Source organism: Bradyrhizobium sp. SSBR45G, assembly GCF_030159255.1.
GTDB lineage: Bacteria > Pseudomonadota > Alphaproteobacteria > Rhizobiales > Xanthobacteraceae > Bradyrhizobium.
In genome coordinates this window covers 48771-63347 of the sequence record NZ_BSCT01000045.1, presented here as the reverse complement: position 1 = coordinate 63347, position 14577 = coordinate 48771, and the positions used below count along the sequence as shown (strand labels likewise).

Here is a 14577-nt window from a genome sequence, read left to right as displayed (position 1 = left end):
CACAACACCCTAGCAGGTGTTGCACTTGTGGCGTGAGCCTAAGGGGCCCATAACCCCGGTCGAATGTTTGGCAGGCGAAACTCGCCACATCGTTCTTCGCCAAAGGCCTGCTGCGGCGTATGGGTCCCGACTCCGCCCTCGCTGCGCTCGGTTGTCCGGGACGACAGCGGAGGGTGTTGCTGCGTTTCGGTGGGGTGGCGCCTAAGGCGTCCACGCCATCCGCAGCACCGGGCGACCCGAGGTCGGGTTGACGTCCTCGCCGGCTTCCATGAAGCCGTTGCGCTTGTAGAAGCGGATCGCGCGCGCGTTGTCCTTGTTCACCAGGAGTGTGATGCCGTGAGGTGATCGTTCCTTTGCTGCATCCACCAACTGAGTGGCGAGCGGCGAGCCCCAACGCTTGGGCGAGACGACCAGCTGGTCGAGATAACCCTCCGCATCGATCGTCACGAAACCAGCAAGCGTGCCCTCCGTCTCGGCCACGATCACCTCGGCGCTCGGCACCAGCTCGCTGCGCCAGCGTTCGCGCCACCACGGCACCCGCGCGGCGAAGTCGATCGCTGGGTAAGCGAGCTGCCACGTCTCCTGCCACAGCGCGATCGCCGCGTCCTCGTCCTCGGCGCGATAGGCCCGCAGTGTGAAGCTCGACGTCACCGCTCCGTCAGCTTCAATTCGATGCGGCGGTTGCGGCGGAATGCTTCCTCGGTGTTCGCCGTCTCGAGCGGCTGGAATTCGGCGAAGCCGGCGGCGACGAGGCGCTGGGCGGGCACGCCGAGCGAGATCATGTACTGCACCACCGAGATGGCGCGCGCCGACGACAGTTCCCAGTTCGACTTGAACACGGGGCTGTTGATCGGCCTGACGTCGGTGTGGCCGTCGACCCGCAGCACCCAGGAGATCTCGGCCGGGATCTGCTTGTCGAGATCGACCAGCGCGGTCGCCACCGAGTTCAGCTCCTGCTGCCCCTCCGGCAGCAGGGTCGCCTGTCCGGTGTCGAAGAACACCTCCGACTGGAATACGAAGCGGTCGCCGACGACCCGGATGTCCGGGCGGTTGCCGAGGATGGCGCGCAGCCGGCCGAAGAACTCGGAGCGGTAGCGCGTCAGCTCCTGCACCCGCTGCGCCAGTGCGACGTTCAGTCGCGAGCCAAGATCGGCGATGCGGTTCTGCGATTCCTTGTCGCGCTTCTCGGAGGCGTCCAGCGCGTCCTCCAGCGCGGCGAGCTGGCGCCTGAGTGCGCTGATCTGCTGGTTGAGGACCTCGATCTGCGCCAGCGCCCGCGCCGTGACCTGCTTCTCGGAATCGAGCGCCCGGTTGAGCTCATTGGCGCGGCCGGTCGCATTGCTGCCGGCGTTGGCGAGGCCATCATACAGGCCCTTGATGCGGTCGCGCTCGGCCTCGGCGTTCGACAGGCCGGCGCGCAGCTGGGCGACCTGGTCGTCCAGCGACAGCTTGCCGAGCTTTTCCAAGGACAGCATCTCGTTGAGCTGGGCGATCTTGGCGTTGAGCTGCTCCAGCGCCTTGTCCTTGCCGGTGACCTCCTGCGACAGGAAGAACTGCACCACCAGGAACACGGTCAGCAGGAACACGATCGACAGCACCAGCGTCGACAGCGCGTCGACGAAGCCGGGCCAGTAGTTGAGGCCGGAGTCGCCACGGCGGGAACGGGCAAGCGACATTCAGTGTCTCCTCGATAACGATCGGCCTGCGGTGCTTTCCGACGCTTCACGGATTGGAAGCGACGGCGTGTCCGCGGACTCGGTGCACCCTCTCCCCTTGCGGGAGAGGGTGGTTCGCGCGCGCGGAGCGAGCGCGAACCGGGTGAGGGGTCTGTCTCCGCGGAAAGAACCCCTCACCCGGCGCGCATTCGCTTCGCTCATGCCCGCTACCCTCTCCCGCAAGGGGAGAGGGTGCACTGCCGCCGTGGCAAGAGCTTTCGGCGCATGAAGCATCAACGATGATGACCTCAACTCTTCTCCGTCTGCCGCGCGAGCCGCTCCAGCAGCCGCTTGATCTCGCGGTTCTGCTCGCCCTGGCCGTCGGCCCATTCGCGGATCATCTGCTGCTCGGTGCGCATGTGCGCCACCAGGCCCTGGATCGCCTCGGCGAGGTTGGCCATCGCCGCGGTCGCGCCGCGGTTGGAGCCTTCCTCCATCGACGTGCGCAGCCGCTCGATCGCCACCGAAAGGTCGGCGCTGGTGTCGCCGGTGCCGCCATATTCGCGCACGGTGCCGGCCAGCCAATCCTCCAGATCGGTATAGAAGCGATTCTGCGCCTGGCTCGACTGCAGGTCGAGGAAGCCCAGGATCAGCGAGCCGGCGAGGCCGAACAGCGAGGACGAGAACGAGATGCCCATGCCGCTGAGCGGCGCCGCGAGCCCGCCCTTCAGCGTGTCGAACAGCGCGCCGGCATCGCCGCCGACCTTGAGCCCGTCGATCACCTTGCCGACCGAGCCGACCGTCTCGATCAGGCCCCAGAAGGTGCCGAGCAGGCCGAGGAAGACCAGCAGGCCGGTCATGTAGCGGGAGATGTCGCGGGCCTCGTCGAGCCGGGTGGCGATCGAGTCGAGCAGATGGCGCATGGTCTGCTGCGAGATCGACATCCGCCCGGTGCGCTCACGGCCGAGGATCGCGGCCATCGGAGCCAGCAGGATCGGGTGGCGAGGCACCGCCAGGCCGGGATCGGCGATGCGGAAATTGTTGACCCAGGAGACCTCCGGGTAGAGCCGGACGACCTGGCGGAAGGCCAGGATGACGCCGATCAGCAGCACCGCCCCGATCAGGGCGTTGAGGCCCGGATTGGCGAAGAACGCCATGATGATCTGCTTGTAGAGCACGACGCCGACCAGGGCGCAGAGCACCAGGAAGACCAGCATGCGCACCAGGAAGATCCGAGGCGTGGACAGTTTGGTCGGGTCGACGCCCATCGTGGAGCGGGGAGGGGAGCCTTGAGGCATTGTCGCTGACATCCGTTGCGGGGGGACCGGTCCCGAAAATCCACTATGGCACAGCAGCGTCGGGAGAAAAGCCGCGATCGGCGCAATCCCCGTCCCCTGCGCGGAACTGTGGCTGAAACCGGCGGGCATCCGCGGCGTAGTTAGTCCCGTTATCCCCTATGTAACTGGAATGCCCTGGCTTTGTCATGACCGTCATTGGATATCTGCAGGCTCTGCTCGCGATGGCGCTGGCGCTCTCCGTGCTCATGGCGATGGCCTGGGTCGTGCAGCAGCGCAGCGGCAATTCGGGCTGGGTGGACACGATCTGGACATTTTCCGTCGGCCTGGTCGGCGCGCTCGGTGCGATCTGGCCGGCGGCCGGCGCCATGCCCAATGTGCGGCAATGGCTGGTGGCGGGGCTGGTGGCGGTCTGGTCGCTGCGGCTGGGCAGCCATGTGGCGGTGCGGAGCCGCGGCATCGCCGACGATCCCCGCTACGCCGAATATGCGCGGCAATGGGGCGCCGACGCGCCGCGGCGCATGTTCCTGTTTCTGCAGCAGCAGGCCTGGGGCTCGATTCCGCTGGTGTTCGCGATGTTCGTGGCCGCCCACGCGCCAGCCTCCGAGCTGCGGCTGCAGGATTATCTCGGCATCCTGGTGCTGTTCACGGGGATCGCGGGCGAGGCGCTCGCCGACGCCCAGCTCAAGGCTTTTCGCTCCGATCCCACCAACAAGGGCAAGGTCTGCGACGCCGGCCTGTGGCGCTGGTCGCGGCACCCGAACTACTTCTTCGAGTGGGTGTGCTGGCTGTCCTATCCGGTGATTGCGTTGTCGCCTGACAATCCGTGGGGCCTCGCGAGCCTGCTGGCACCAGCCTTGATGTACTGGTTCCTGGTGCATGTCACCGGCATCCCGCCGCTCGAGCAGCAGATGCTGCAGTCGCGCGGCGCGCGCTATCGGGACTATCAGGCGCGGACCAGCAAGTTCTTCCCGCTGCCCCGCAGTCGCTAGCTCGCGATTCGGCCGTTGCGGGTGGATTTGCGGATCGCATGTCGTGGGTCGAAACATCCACGGCATGCAGGCTCCAAGGCCCGGCTCAATGAGCTACGGCAGTCCGAACAGAGCTGGCAGGTTCAGGCTCGCCGTCCATCGGGCGATGTGAAGAAGCTCCAGGCCGATCGGAGGCAGGACGTAAGCAAACACAACCAGCGCGAAGAGGGCTTGAATGATGAAGCCGAATAGCACGCCGCCAACCACCTGGACCGTCAGGCAGGTGGCGATCCAGGGGCGATCGTACGAGACCACAGGTCCGTCCGCGGGCAACCGGTCGAGGATGAACAGGGAAAGGCGCGCCAGTATGACACGCACGATCGAGAATCCTCCGATGCACAGATTGAACATGCTGGGCAGCATGGTCGACAGGAGGAGGGCATAGGCCCACCAGAATTCAGGGGCGGCGGGATTGGCTTGGAGTCCGTCGAAGAAATTCGCCAGCGGCAGGATCGCGACACCGCCGGCATGCTCCGCGATACGATCGAAGAACTGGACTCCTACGACCATGACCGGCACCAGCAGGGCGATCAGGAAGGTTGCGGCGATCGCATCCACGATTGCGAAGGTCAGGGGAAACCAGCCGCCCCTCTCAAGCCCCGAGCGCAACAAGACGCGCGTGAGGCCCAGAGAGGCCCAATCGAAGGGCGCGTTGAGCACCGTCATCAGGGCGCCGAACAGCAGCAGGGGGCCCACGACGCGCCAGACGGTGAAATTTGCCATGTAGTAGGATGCGCCGAGGCAGATCGCGATGGAGCAGGGGACCAGGAGCACGAGGTAGATCTGCTTCATGGTGCGGCGGTCGGCGGCGATGGCGCGATTGCCGAACATGATGGCGGCGAAGGTGACCGCTACGAAGCTCGCAGAGAAGGTGGCCCACAGGTCGCGCGAGGTAAAGGCCGTGGCGACCGTGAATGCAACGATCCAGGCTGCGCCGAGCGCGACGCCTCCGGCAAGCGGCACCCCTGGCCCAAAGTAGGCCCCCTGGGCCAGGCCGATCGCTCCGGCGGCTGCGACCGAAACGCTGACGGCAAGCCCGACGGCAACGAAGAATGCCAGGGCGGCCCACCAGAAGGATTTGGTCTTCACGTAGCGGTTCATGGCCCAGACCTGAAGCAGCACGGTCAGGAAGGCCACGGCTCGCTCGACGTCGGACAGGTCCGATCTCAATTTGAGCGCGGCCTCCGCCGGTCCCACGTGGCCGGTGAGAGCCCAGAAGAAGAATACTGTGGCGATCGGATAGACCAGGGCGAGAACGAGGCAGGTATCAAACGACGTCGTCGTCCAGAGCGGCACCGCGGGCTTCAATCCAAATCGGTTCGAAAGGCTCTCGTTGGGCTCCTTGTCGTCCCCGATGAACCGGTCGGTCACGTTCAGGGCTCGGCTCAACAGCCGTGCATACAACCGCGAGAAATCGCCGCCCGCCGCCAGGTCGCCACGGAGTGCGTCGTAGTCACGCCTGGCCCGGGAACTGCCGATGACGGCCTTCGGTTCCGCACTTGCTTCGAGCATCCCGAAATAGCGGAAGTAGAAGGTCAGCCATGTCGAGGTGACGAGCGAGGCCAGCAACTCGTTGAGGTGGGCGATTCCGGTGTTGCCGGCCGTCATCCACGCCACGAAGCCGGCAAACAGACCTGCCGCTGAACCCGCCCACTTCTGGGCGATCACCTCCGCGCTCATCGTCCGCCCCCGCGACAACTGAAAATAGCATCAAAATGGATTGGTTGAATTGGGAGCCTATCTTCAATTGGAACCCGACGCGAGCGACGTGTGCGATGTCTCAGACCAGAGAAATCTATTCGCCACAAAGCGCTCACAATTAGGTGAGTCGCCAAAAATCATGATCTATCAGTCATGTAGGTCGTGTGACATCAAGCCGCCCGGCGCCTGCGTTGCGTTGCAGCACCCGCCTTCTATGTTGCGGGGAACGTTCGGCGCCGGAATGGCGCCATGACTGGAACATCCAGTCGACTGCTTTTCAACATGATCGAGGGGCCACGCCGTCCATGTCTCGTTTTCGCGCCCCATTGCTCGGCAGTGCATTGATGCTCGCAGCGGCCATGCCGCTGGCTGGCTGCAACGAAACCACCCCGGCCCAGGCCTCTGCCAATGAGCAGGTCGTTATTCCCGACGTCGGGATTGTGACCGTCGAGCAGAAGTCGCGCGCGATCGTGCGCGAACTGCCGGGCCGCATCGCGCCGACCCGTGTCTCCGATGTGCGGCCGCGGGTGTCCGGCATCATCGTCGAGCGGCTGTTCCGCCAGGGCAGCGAGGTCAAGGCGGGCGAGCCGCTATATCGCATCGATCCCAAGCCGTTCGAGGTCGAGATCCTGTCGAGCCGGGCGGCGCTGGCCAAGGCCGAGGCGGTGCACGAGCGCACCGTGCAGCAGGCGCGCCGCATCGCTTCGCTGTTCAAGGAGCGCGCCGCGCCGGAGGTCGAGAACGAGAAGGCGATCTCCAGCGAGCGCGAGGCGGCCGCCGACATCGAGGCCCGCAAGGCCGATCTCGCCCGCGCCCAGCTCAATCTCGACTACGCGACCGTGCGCGCGCCGATCGACGGCATCGTCGGTGCGGCCCAGGTCAGCGAGGGGGCGATTGCCGTTCAGAACGAGACGTCGCTGGTCACGATCCAGCAGCTCGATCCGATCTATGCCGACTTCACCCAGTCGGTCAGCGAGCTCAATCGCCTGCGCCGCGCGTTCGAGTCCGGTGATCTCGACCAGATCGCGCCCGATGCGATCAAGGTCCGCCTCATGCTCGACGACGGCACGCCGTATTCCATTCCGGGCAAGCTGCTGTTCTCCGATGCCAAGGTCGATGCCGCGACCGGCCAGGTCACGCTGCGCGGCGAGTTCGCCAATCCGAAGCGCGAACTGCTGCCGGGCATGTATGTGCGCGTCCGCATCGAGCAGGGCATCGACAGCTATTCCGTCGCGGTGCCGCAGCAGGCGGTCCAGCGCAATGCCGCGGGCGGCTCCGAGGTCTACGTGATCCGCGACGACAATCGTGCGATCGCCCGCCCGATTCGCACCGGCCCGGTCCAGGATGGTCTGGTGCTGATCACCGACGGCCTGCGCGCCGGCGACAAGGTCGTCGTCGACGGCTTCCAGAAGTTCGCCGCGGGCGACAAGATCGCGCCGCAGGCCTGGACCGAGGTCAGCGCCGCGACCCAGATCGAACCGAAGTCAGCGGCCCGGTAGCGCCGATGCCGAGTTTCTTCATCGACAGGCCGATCTTCGCCTGGGTCGTCGCGCTGTTCATCTGCCTGATCGGCGCGATCGCGATTCCGCTGCTGGCGGTGGCGCAATATCCGATCATCGCGCCGCCCTCGATCTCGATCTCGACCAGCTATCCCGGCGCCTCGCCGGAAAACCTCTACAACAGCGTGACGCGGCTGATCGAGGAAGAGCTCAACGGCGCCTCCGGCATCCTCAATTTCGAATCGACCAGCGACTCGCTGGGACAGGTCGAGATCACCGCGAACTTCGTGCCGGGCACGTCGACCAACGACGCCTCGGTGGAGGTGCAGAACCGCCTCAAGCGCGTCGAGGCGCGGCTGCCGCGCGCGGTCATGCAGCAGGGCATCCTGGTCGAGGAAGCCTCCGCCGCGGTGCTGCAGATCATTACCCTGCAGTCGACTGACGGCAGCCTCGACGAGGTCGGCCTCGGCGACTTCATGATCCGCAACGTGCTCGGTGAAATCCGGCGCATCCCCGGCGTCGGCCGCGCCACGCTGTATTCGACCGAGCGCTCGCTGCGCGTCTGGCTCGATCCGGCCAAGCTGATCGGCTACGGCCTCACCGCCGACGACGTCACCAAGGCGATCGGCGCGCAGAACGCGCAGGTCGCCTCCGGCAGTATCGGCGCCGAGCCGGCGACATCAGTGCAGCGCACCTCGGCGCTGGTGCTGGTCAAGGGCCAGCTCGATTCGCCGGATGAGTTCGGCGCGATCATCCTGCGCGCCAATGCCGATGGCTCGACGGTGCGGCTGCGCGACGTCGCCCGAATCGAGATCGGCGGTTTGAGCTATCAGTTCAACACCCGCCTCAACGGCAAGCCGACCGCGGGCCTGTCGGTGCTGCTGTCGCCGAGTGGCAACGCGCTGGCGACCGCTGGTGCGGTCGAGGCCAAGATGAAGGAGCTGTCGCGCTTCTTCCCCTCCACCATCGCTTATGAGATCCCCTACGACATCACCCCGGTCGTGAAGGCCTCGATCAAGCGGGTGCTGATGACCCTGGTCGAAGCCGTGGTGCTGGTGTTCGTCGTGATGTTCCTGTTCCTGCAGAACATCCGCTACACCATCATCCCGACCATCGTCGTTCCCGTGGCGCTGCTTGGCACCTGCGCGACTCTGATGCTGGTCGGCTACTCCATCAACATGCTGACGATGTTCGGCATGGTGCTCGCGGTGGGTATCCTCGTCGACGACGCCATCGTCGTGGTCGAGAACGTCGAGCGCATCATGACCGAGGAGGGGTTGTCGCCGAAGGAGGCGACGCGCAAGGCGATGGGCCAGATCACCGGCGCCATCATCGGCATCACGCTGGTGCTGATGGCCGTGTTCGTGCCGATGGCGTTCTTTCCCGGCTCGGTCGGTATCATCTACCGGCAGTTCTCCGTCACCATGGTCGCGGCGATCGGCTTCTCGGCGCTGCTGGCGTTGTCGCTGACGCCGGCGTTGTGCGCGACTCTGCTGAAGCCGGTCCAGGCCGGCCATGGCCACGCCAGGACAGGCATATTCGGCTGGTTCAACCGCTTCATGGACGGAAGCCGCAACCGCTATGTCGGTGTCGTGCGCGGCGGCCTGCGCCGCACCGGCCGGCTGATGCTGATCTACGCGATCTTCCTGGGCGGCCTTTCCTGGGCCTTCATCCAGCTGCCCGGCGGCTTCCTGCCGGTCGACGACCAGGGCTTCATCACCACCGACGTGCAGACGCCGGCCGACTCCTCCTATGCGCGGACTCAAGCCGCCGTCGAGGCGGTCGAGAAATATCTCGCCAAGCGCGCGGGCATCGAGGACGTCACCTTCCTCACCGGCTTCAGCTATGCCGGCCAGGGCGTCAACACTGCGCAGGCCTTCATCTCGCTGAAGGACTGGTCCGTGCGCGGCAAGCGGGACAGCGCGGCGGCGCTGGTCGCCGACATCAACCGCGATCTCGCTTCGCTCCGCGACGCCAAGATCACCGCGCTGCAGCCGCCGCCGATCGACAATCTCGGCAACTCCTCGGGCTTCAGCTTCCGGCTGCAGGACCGCGGCCAGAAGGGCTATGCCGCGCTGACCGCGGCAGCAGATCAGCTGATTGCGGAGGCCAATGCCAGCCCCGTGCTGCAGAAGGTCTATGTCGAGGGCCTTCCGCAGGGACCGCAGGTCAATCTGATGATCGACCGCGAGAAGGCCGGCGCCTTCGGCGTCACCTTCGAGGACATCAACAACACCATCTCGACCAATCTCGGCTCGACCTACGTCAACGACTTCCCGAATCGCGGCCGCATGCAGCGCGTCGTCGTCCAGGCCGACCGCATCAGCCGCATGAACGCGGACGAGATCCTCAACTACAGCGTCAAGAACACCAAGGGCCAGCTGGTGCCGTTCTCGTCCTTCGCCACCATCCAATGGGCGAAGGGACCGACCCAGATCGCCGGCTTCAACTACTATCCGGCCATCCGCATCTCCGGTGAGGCGAAGCCGGGCTACACCTCGGGCGACGCGCTCAATGAAATGGAGCGCCTCGCCGGCAAGCTGCCGCGCGGTTTCGGCTATGAATGGACGGGACAGTCGCTGCAGGAGAAGCTGTCAGGCTCGCAGGCGCCGCTGCTGCTCGGGCTGTCGGCGCTGGTCGTGTTCTTGTGCCTGGCAGCGCTCTATGAGAGCTGGACGATTCCGCTCGCGGTGTTGCTCACCGTGCCGCTCGGCATTCTCGGCGCCGTCGTCGCCGCCAATCTGCGCGGGCTGTCGAACGACGTCTACTTCACGGTCGCGCTGATCACGATCATCGGCCTTGCCGCCAAGGATGCGATCCTGATCATCGAATTCGCCAAGGACCTGCGCGCCCACGGCAAGCCGCTGGTCGAGGCGACGATCGAGGCGTGCTCGCTGCGCTTCCGCCCGATCATCATGACCGGCCTCGCCTTCGTCTGCGGCGTGCTGCCGATGTCGATGGCCACCGGCGCCGGCGGCGCCAGCCAGCAGGCGCTCGGCACCAACGTGATGGGCGGCATGATCGCGGTGGTGATTTTGGCGCTCCTGATGGTGCCGGTGTTCTTCGTCTCGGTGCAGCGCGTGCTGGCAGGGGATCGGGAGAAGGAGCCTGTGGCGGAGCGCGAGGTGTACGGACCGCCGGCGCCGGTGAAGCCTTAGGTGATCACGATGCCTCGCTCAGTCAATTGAGCCACGATCTCGCCACGCTGCCGGTGCGCTCCCCTCCCCCACTTGCGGGGAGGGGTCGGGGGCGGGGGCCCACGAGGCCCGCTCGAGGTTATGAAATCCGCTCCAATCCCTCGACGCGGTTGATCTGAAATAGCCAAAACACGAGCGTCGACGTTCATTCATGTCAGCCAGAAGGGTGTGCACTCGACGAACGTCAGCGTCCGGAGACCCCCACCCCCGACCCCTCCCCGCAAGGGGGAGGGGAGTTCACCGCCGTTGCGGAGAAGAGCGGGCCCACCTCGCCGGCTGGAGTTTACCACGCGGTGCGTGTATGCTTTGCCGATACGTGACGGGTTCGGCATGTCGATGGTCTCTCGCAAAATTGCTCTCGTGTTCGCGCTCGCGGCAACCTGCTTAGCCGGCCACGCAGCCCACGCCCAATCGGGCCCTGTGAAATATTGGCTGCCCGGCTGGCCGATCGGCTTCAGTGATTCGGGCGGCACTCAGGGACTGGACTCCTACGGCAATTTTCCGAGCTTCACCGGTAACGGCAGCAACAGTGGCTTCTTCGCGCGGTCCTACAGCGTCACGAACAACTGGTCGTCGCTGGCGGGCACAGGCCTCAGCTCCAACATCGTCAATCGCTACGGCTCGCTCGGCTCGTACACGACCGAAGGCGCGCAATACGGCTACACGTTCAAGAGCGGCGTCAGCTTCTATGGCGGCTTCGAGACGCTGAAATACAATCCCGGTCTCGGCGGCCCGTTCGCGACATTCGATTCGCGGTCCACCTCGACGCCCGCCTACGCCATCAACGGTGGGGTCGAGTTCAAGCCGACGAGCAACGTCAGCCTGTCGCTCGGCTTCAGCTATGCCGGCCAATCGTCCGATCGCCTCGACAGCGACATCAACTCCCCGGCACTGCCCGGCGCAACGCCGCAGGCGTTCACCAGCGGCCGGCGGTAACGTCCAGGCTGCAGGTGGTGGCTTTCAGGCCATAGAACCCGGCCGTAACTCCATTACAGGTGTCGTCCCGGACAAGCGCGCGGAACGCGCGCGCAGATCCGGGATCCATACCCCCAGGGAGGTGTTTGGGGCACGCGGGTCGATAGATCGCGATCAATCACGATGGCCGGTGGTTATGGGTCCCGGCTCAAGGCCGGGACGACACCGAGTGTGAGGCGAGTGCGGCAACGCCACGCTATGAAGGCAAACTGCGCCGCCGCTCAATCGAACTACCCCGCCGCCTTCAGCACCTTCAGCAGCTCGCGGTGGATGACCTCGTTGCCGCAGGCGACATGGCCCGTGGTCAGCGCATCGTCCTTGCCGTCGATGCCGGAGACGGTGCCGCCGGCCTCGCGCACCATGATCAGTCCGGCCGCGATGTCCCAGGGCTGCAGGTCGCGCTCCCAATAGGCGTCGAAGCGGCCGGCGGCGACGAAGGCGAGGTCGAGCGAGGCGGCGCCGAAGCGGCGGAGCCCCGCGACCTTGACCTGCAGCGAGGTCATCTCGCGCAGGAACAGCTGGTGGTCGCCGCGGCCGATATGCGGCAGGCCGCAGGCGATGACGCATTCATGCAGCTGTTTGCGGGCGGCGACGCGCAGCCGCTGGTCGTTGAGGAACGCGCCCTTGCCGCGCTCGGCGATGTACAGCTCGTCATTGGCCGGATTGTAGATCACGCCGGCGATCACGGTGTCCTCGCGCTGGAGCGCGATCGAGATCGCGAATTGCGGGATGCCGTGCAGGAAATTGGTGGTGCCGTCGAGCGGGTCGACGATCCAGGTGTGCGACTTGTCGCTGCCTTCGCGCTTGCCGCCTTCCTCGCCGAGGAAGCCATAGCCGGGCCGGGCCTTGGAGAGGTCTTCGTACAGCATCTCCTCGGCCTTCTTGTCGGCGCGGGAGACGAAGTTGGCCGGACCCTTGAGCGACACCTGCAGGTGCTCGATCTCGCCGAGATCGCGCTTGAGGTTGCGGCCGGCCCGGCGCGCGGCCTTGACCATGACGTTGATGAGGGCGGAGTGGATCATGTGCTCGATGCGCTGGGCTGACCGCACCTTGCGGTGCGCGCCTCGCCCATGCACGGGCGGAGGCGGTTGAAAATGGCTGGCTGTGGGTGCCCTGCCGGGGCGGCCGCGTCAAGGGCGGATCAGCCGCCGGTCATCTCCAGGTCCGACGCTCGCAGGTCACTTGATCGTGCCGAGCCAGCGCTTCGCCAGTGCTTCGCCCTTGGCGCGGTCCTCGGGCGGCATGTCGGCGAATTTCTCTTCCAGCTTGGGGTCGCCCTTGCCGGCGGTCTTGGCCACCAGGTGCCACTTGTAGGCCTCGATCTTGTCCAGCGGCGTGGCGATGCCGTACCAAAGCACCCAGGCCAGCCGGTTCTGGGCGACCGGGCTGTTCTGCCGCGCCGCCCGGCGCAGCAGCGCAATCGCGGCCGGCTGGTCCTTCGGGACGCCGCTGCCGTTGAACAGGGCAATGGCATATTCGACCTCGGCGTCGATATTGTCGGCGATCGCGGCGGCCTGCAGCAGCCGCGCCGCTTTTTCCAGGTCCTGCGGAACGCCGGTTCCCGACTTGTAGAAGGTTGCGAGCGCGTATTGCGCTTCGGGGTTGCCGGCATCGGCCGCCACCCGCAGCAGCTCGGCGGAGCGCTTGAGATCCTGCGGCAGCGTCTGACCGTCGAGATAGAGCAAAGCGAGATTATAGGCGGCCTTGGGCTCGCCGAGCTTGGCGGCGGAGGCGAGCAGCCTCACCGCCTCCTGCTTGTCGGTCGGGCCGCCGCGCCCCGCCAGCCGCATCATCGCCAGCGCGAACATGGCTTCCCGGTCGCCGGCCTCGGCGGCACGCTTGTACCAGATCGCCGCCTTGTCGTAGTCGCGGCGGATGCCCATGGCATTTTCGTAGAGCTGGCCCAGCATCGCCATCGCCTTGGGATCGCCCGACTGCGCCCGCGGCGTGGCCAGGTCGAAGGCGGTCTTGTACTGGCCGCGCTGATAGGCGCCGTAGACCAGGTCGACATTGGCGTCGTTGGCGGCGGGCTGCGGCGGCGCGGCCTGCGCCGGCGCGGCTGGCTTGCCGGTTGGGGCTGGGGCGGCCTTCTTGGCGGCGGCGGCCGGCGCGGGCGGCTTCGGCTTCTCGGCGGCTTTCTCGGCCGGCTTCGGTTTATCGGCGGCCTTATCAGCCGGCTTCGGCTTGTCAGCCGGAGGCTGCTGCATGGCCGGCGGCGTCAACGAGATCTGCGCGCGGGCGCCCGCTCCGATGACCAGGAGCGCTGCAACCAGGCTTGTCAGGCGCAGAATCGTCATCGCGGATCGTTCAGCTCTGCCCGGCGGCGGTGACTGGCGCCGCCGCATGGGCCTGGCGGATCGCCGTGCCGATCTCGGCCAGTGCCGCGGCGGGCCCGCGGGCGTCGCTCCAGACGAGGTCGTCGACCAGCACGAAATCCGCCCCTGCCGCGACGAAGTCGGCGGCTTCCTTCAGCGAGATGGCATAGCCGACGCAAGGCGGCTCGAACAGCTCGGCCCACCAGGCCAGGCGCTCGTTGACGGCATCGGGCGATGGCCGCCGCCCCTGCGCATCGCGCTCGCCGAACAGCACATAGTCGGCGCCGAGCTCGCCGGCGCGCATCGAATCATGTCGTGTCGACAGCCCACCCCCGCCGGCGATCCGGTCCGGCTTCAGGCCCGGCAACGCCTCCTCGAGCGCGGCAATGCCGGTCAGATGTGCGCCATCCGCACCGGCGCGGGCCACGATGTCGGGGTGGCCGTCGATCAGCAACGCGGCGCCGCCGTTCTGGATCGCCGGCGCGAGAGCCTTGACCGTCGTGATCATGCTCCGCGGATCGCTCTCCTTGAGCCGCACCAGCACCGCGGCGACGTCGGCGCTGCGCAGGATCGCCGGCAGGCCCGCGGCAAACGCCGCGGCATCGGTGATGACCGGCGTCGCCAGATAGAGGCGCGGCTCGGGCCGCGCGGGAGTGGTCTTGCCGGACAAATTATGCCGCCTTCTCGTCGCGCCGCGTCATCACGTAGCGGGGAATCCTGTCAATGTCGATGTGGTGAGCCACGGCGCGCCCGGGGGCGGAGCGTGCGCTCTGCGGGTAGACCGTGGTGCGGTGATCCGCAAGCCCGCCAGGGTGCTCCGTTCGGGCGGCACAAAGGACCGTGCCGGGGGCCACCGTCGCAGCGACGACGGGGCTCAGTGCGAAGATGTCCATCATCTGCTCCAGACGA

At 66.5% G+C, this 14577-nt stretch carries 12 protein-coding genes; 4 read left to right on the top strand and 8 right to left on the bottom strand.

Translation table 11 applies throughout. From position 1 onward, the window contains the following. Nucleotides 1–201: 201 nt before the first annotated feature. The 3 genes from QQL87_RS33035 to QQL87_RS33025 all read right to left on the bottom strand — a co-directional run bounded on the left by QQL87_RS33035 (nucleotide 202) and on the right by QQL87_RS33025 (nucleotide 2953). The gene (locus QQL87_RS33035; protein WP_284423261.1) at nucleotides 202–651 is read right to left on the bottom strand and encodes a GNAT family N-acetyltransferase; all 450 of its coding nucleotides are present in this window, start codon (nucleotides 649–651) and stop codon (nucleotides 202–204) included. Next, nucleotides 648–1676 (bottom strand): peptidoglycan -binding protein, encoded by a 1029-nt coding sequence (locus QQL87_RS33030; RefSeq protein ID WP_284423260.1) that lies wholly within the window; start codon nucleotides 1674–1676, stop codon nucleotides 648–650. The genes QQL87_RS33035 and QQL87_RS33030 overlap by 4 nt, the downstream gene beginning before the upstream one ends. A gap of 287 nt (nucleotides 1677–1963) precedes the next feature. Continuing rightward, nucleotides 1964–2953 carry a MotA/TolQ/ExbB proton channel family protein gene (locus tag QQL87_RS33025; RefSeq protein WP_284423259.1) on the bottom strand — a complete coding sequence of 330 codons (990 nt, stop codon included), beginning with the start codon at nucleotides 2951–2953 and terminating at the stop codon, nucleotides 1964–1966. Between the two features lie 185 nt (nucleotides 2954–3138). On the opposite strand from QQL87_RS33025, the gene QQL87_RS33020 reads away from it, so the two are divergent. Then, the gene (locus tag QQL87_RS33020; protein ID WP_284423258.1) at nucleotides 3139–3942 is read left to right on the top strand and encodes a DUF1295 domain-containing protein; all 804 of its coding nucleotides are present in this window, start codon (nucleotides 3139–3141) and stop codon (nucleotides 3940–3942) included. A gap of 93 nt (nucleotides 3943–4035) precedes the next feature. Here the strand turns inward: QQL87_RS33020 and QQL87_RS33015 are convergent, their stop codons facing one another. Next, the gene (locus tag QQL87_RS33015; RefSeq protein ID WP_284423257.1) at nucleotides 4036–5661 is read right to left on the bottom strand and encodes a hypothetical protein; all 1626 of its coding nucleotides are present in this window, start codon (nucleotides 5659–5661) and stop codon (nucleotides 4036–4038) included. Nucleotides 5662–5987: 326 nt separating this feature from the next. Between QQL87_RS33015 and QQL87_RS33010 the strand changes: the two genes are divergently transcribed. The 3 genes from QQL87_RS33010 to QQL87_RS33000 all read left to right on the top strand — a co-directional run bounded on the left by QQL87_RS33010 (nucleotide 5988) and on the right by QQL87_RS33000 (nucleotide 11314). Then, nucleotides 5988–7181 carry an efflux RND transporter periplasmic adaptor subunit gene (locus tag QQL87_RS33010; RefSeq protein ID WP_284423256.1) on the top strand — a complete coding sequence of 398 codons (1194 nt, stop codon included), beginning with the start codon at nucleotides 5988–5990 and terminating at the stop codon, nucleotides 7179–7181. 5 nt (nucleotides 7182–7186) lie between these two features. Further along, on the top strand, nucleotides 7187–10339 hold the full coding sequence (locus QQL87_RS33005; RefSeq protein ID WP_284423255.1) for a multidrug efflux RND transporter permease subunit: 3153 nt from the start codon (nucleotides 7187–7189) through the stop codon (nucleotides 10337–10339). A 369-nt stretch (nucleotides 10340–10708) separates the two neighbouring features. Next, nucleotides 10709–11314 carry an outer membrane protein gene (locus tag QQL87_RS33000; RefSeq protein WP_284423254.1) on the top strand — a complete coding sequence of 202 codons (606 nt, stop codon included), beginning with the start codon at nucleotides 10709–10711 and terminating at the stop codon, nucleotides 11312–11314. Nucleotides 11315–11583: 269 nt separating this feature from the next. Here QQL87_RS33000 and QQL87_RS32995 read toward each other — a convergent pair whose 3' ends face one another. The 4 genes from QQL87_RS32995 to QQL87_RS32980 all read right to left on the bottom strand — a co-directional run bounded on the left by QQL87_RS32995 (nucleotide 11584) and on the right by QQL87_RS32980 (nucleotide 14561). After that, entirely contained in the window at nucleotides 11584–12375 is a 792-nt protein-coding gene (locus QQL87_RS32995) for an inositol monophosphatase family protein (RefSeq protein WP_284423253.1), read from the bottom strand. A gap of 156 nt (nucleotides 12376–12531) precedes the next feature. After that, nucleotides 12532–13650: a tetratricopeptide repeat protein gene (locus tag QQL87_RS32990; RefSeq protein ID WP_284423252.1), complete on the bottom strand. Its 1119-nt coding sequence runs from the start codon at nucleotides 13648–13650 to the stop codon at nucleotides 12532–12534. Between the two features lie 10 nt (nucleotides 13651–13660). After that, nucleotides 13661–14338: a thiamine phosphate synthase gene (locus QQL87_RS32985; protein ID WP_284423251.1), complete on the bottom strand. Its 678-nt coding sequence runs from the start codon at nucleotides 14336–14338 to the stop codon at nucleotides 13661–13663. A gap of 1 nt (nucleotide 14339) precedes the next feature. Beyond that, a complete protein-coding gene (locus QQL87_RS32980; RefSeq protein WP_284423250.1) occupies nucleotides 14340–14561 on the bottom strand; it encodes a hypothetical protein in 222 nt (73 codons plus the stop codon). Between the last annotated feature and the right edge of the window lie 16 nt (nucleotides 14562–14577).

Coding starts and splice junctions, on each gene's coding strand:
- QQL87_RS33030 (WP_284423260.1), bottom strand. CDS start 1,676: ATGTCGCTTGCCCGTTCCCGCCGTGGCGACTCCGGCCTCAACTACTGG.
- QQL87_RS33025 (WP_284423259.1), bottom strand. CDS start 2,953: ATGCCTCAAGGCTCCCCTCCCCGCTCCACGATGGGCGTCGACCCGACC.
- QQL87_RS33020 (WP_284423258.1), top strand. CDS start 3,139: ATGACCGTCATTGGATATCTGCAGGCTCTGCTCGCGATGGCGCTGGCG.
- QQL87_RS33015 (WP_284423257.1), bottom strand. CDS start 5,661: ATGAGCGCGGAGGTGATCGCCCAGAAGTGGGCGGGTTCAGCGGCAGGT.
- QQL87_RS33010 (WP_284423256.1), top strand. CDS start 5,988: ATGTCTCGTTTTCGCGCCCCATTGCTCGGCAGTGCATTGATGCTCGCA.
- QQL87_RS33005 (WP_284423255.1), top strand. CDS start 7,187: ATGCCGAGTTTCTTCATCGACAGGCCGATCTTCGCCTGGGTCGTCGCG.
- QQL87_RS33000 (WP_284423254.1), top strand. CDS start 10,709: ATGTCGATGGTCTCTCGCAAAATTGCTCTCGTGTTCGCGCTCGCGGCA.
- QQL87_RS32995 (WP_284423253.1), bottom strand. CDS start 12,375: ATGATCCACTCCGCCCTCATCAACGTCATGGTCAAGGCCGCGCGCCGG.
- QQL87_RS32990 (WP_284423252.1), bottom strand. CDS start 13,650: ATGACGATTCTGCGCCTGACAAGCCTGGTTGCAGCGCTCCTGGTCATC.
- QQL87_RS32980 (WP_284423250.1), bottom strand. CDS start 14,561: ATGGACATCTTCGCACTGAGCCCCGTCGTCGCTGCGACGGTGGCCCCC.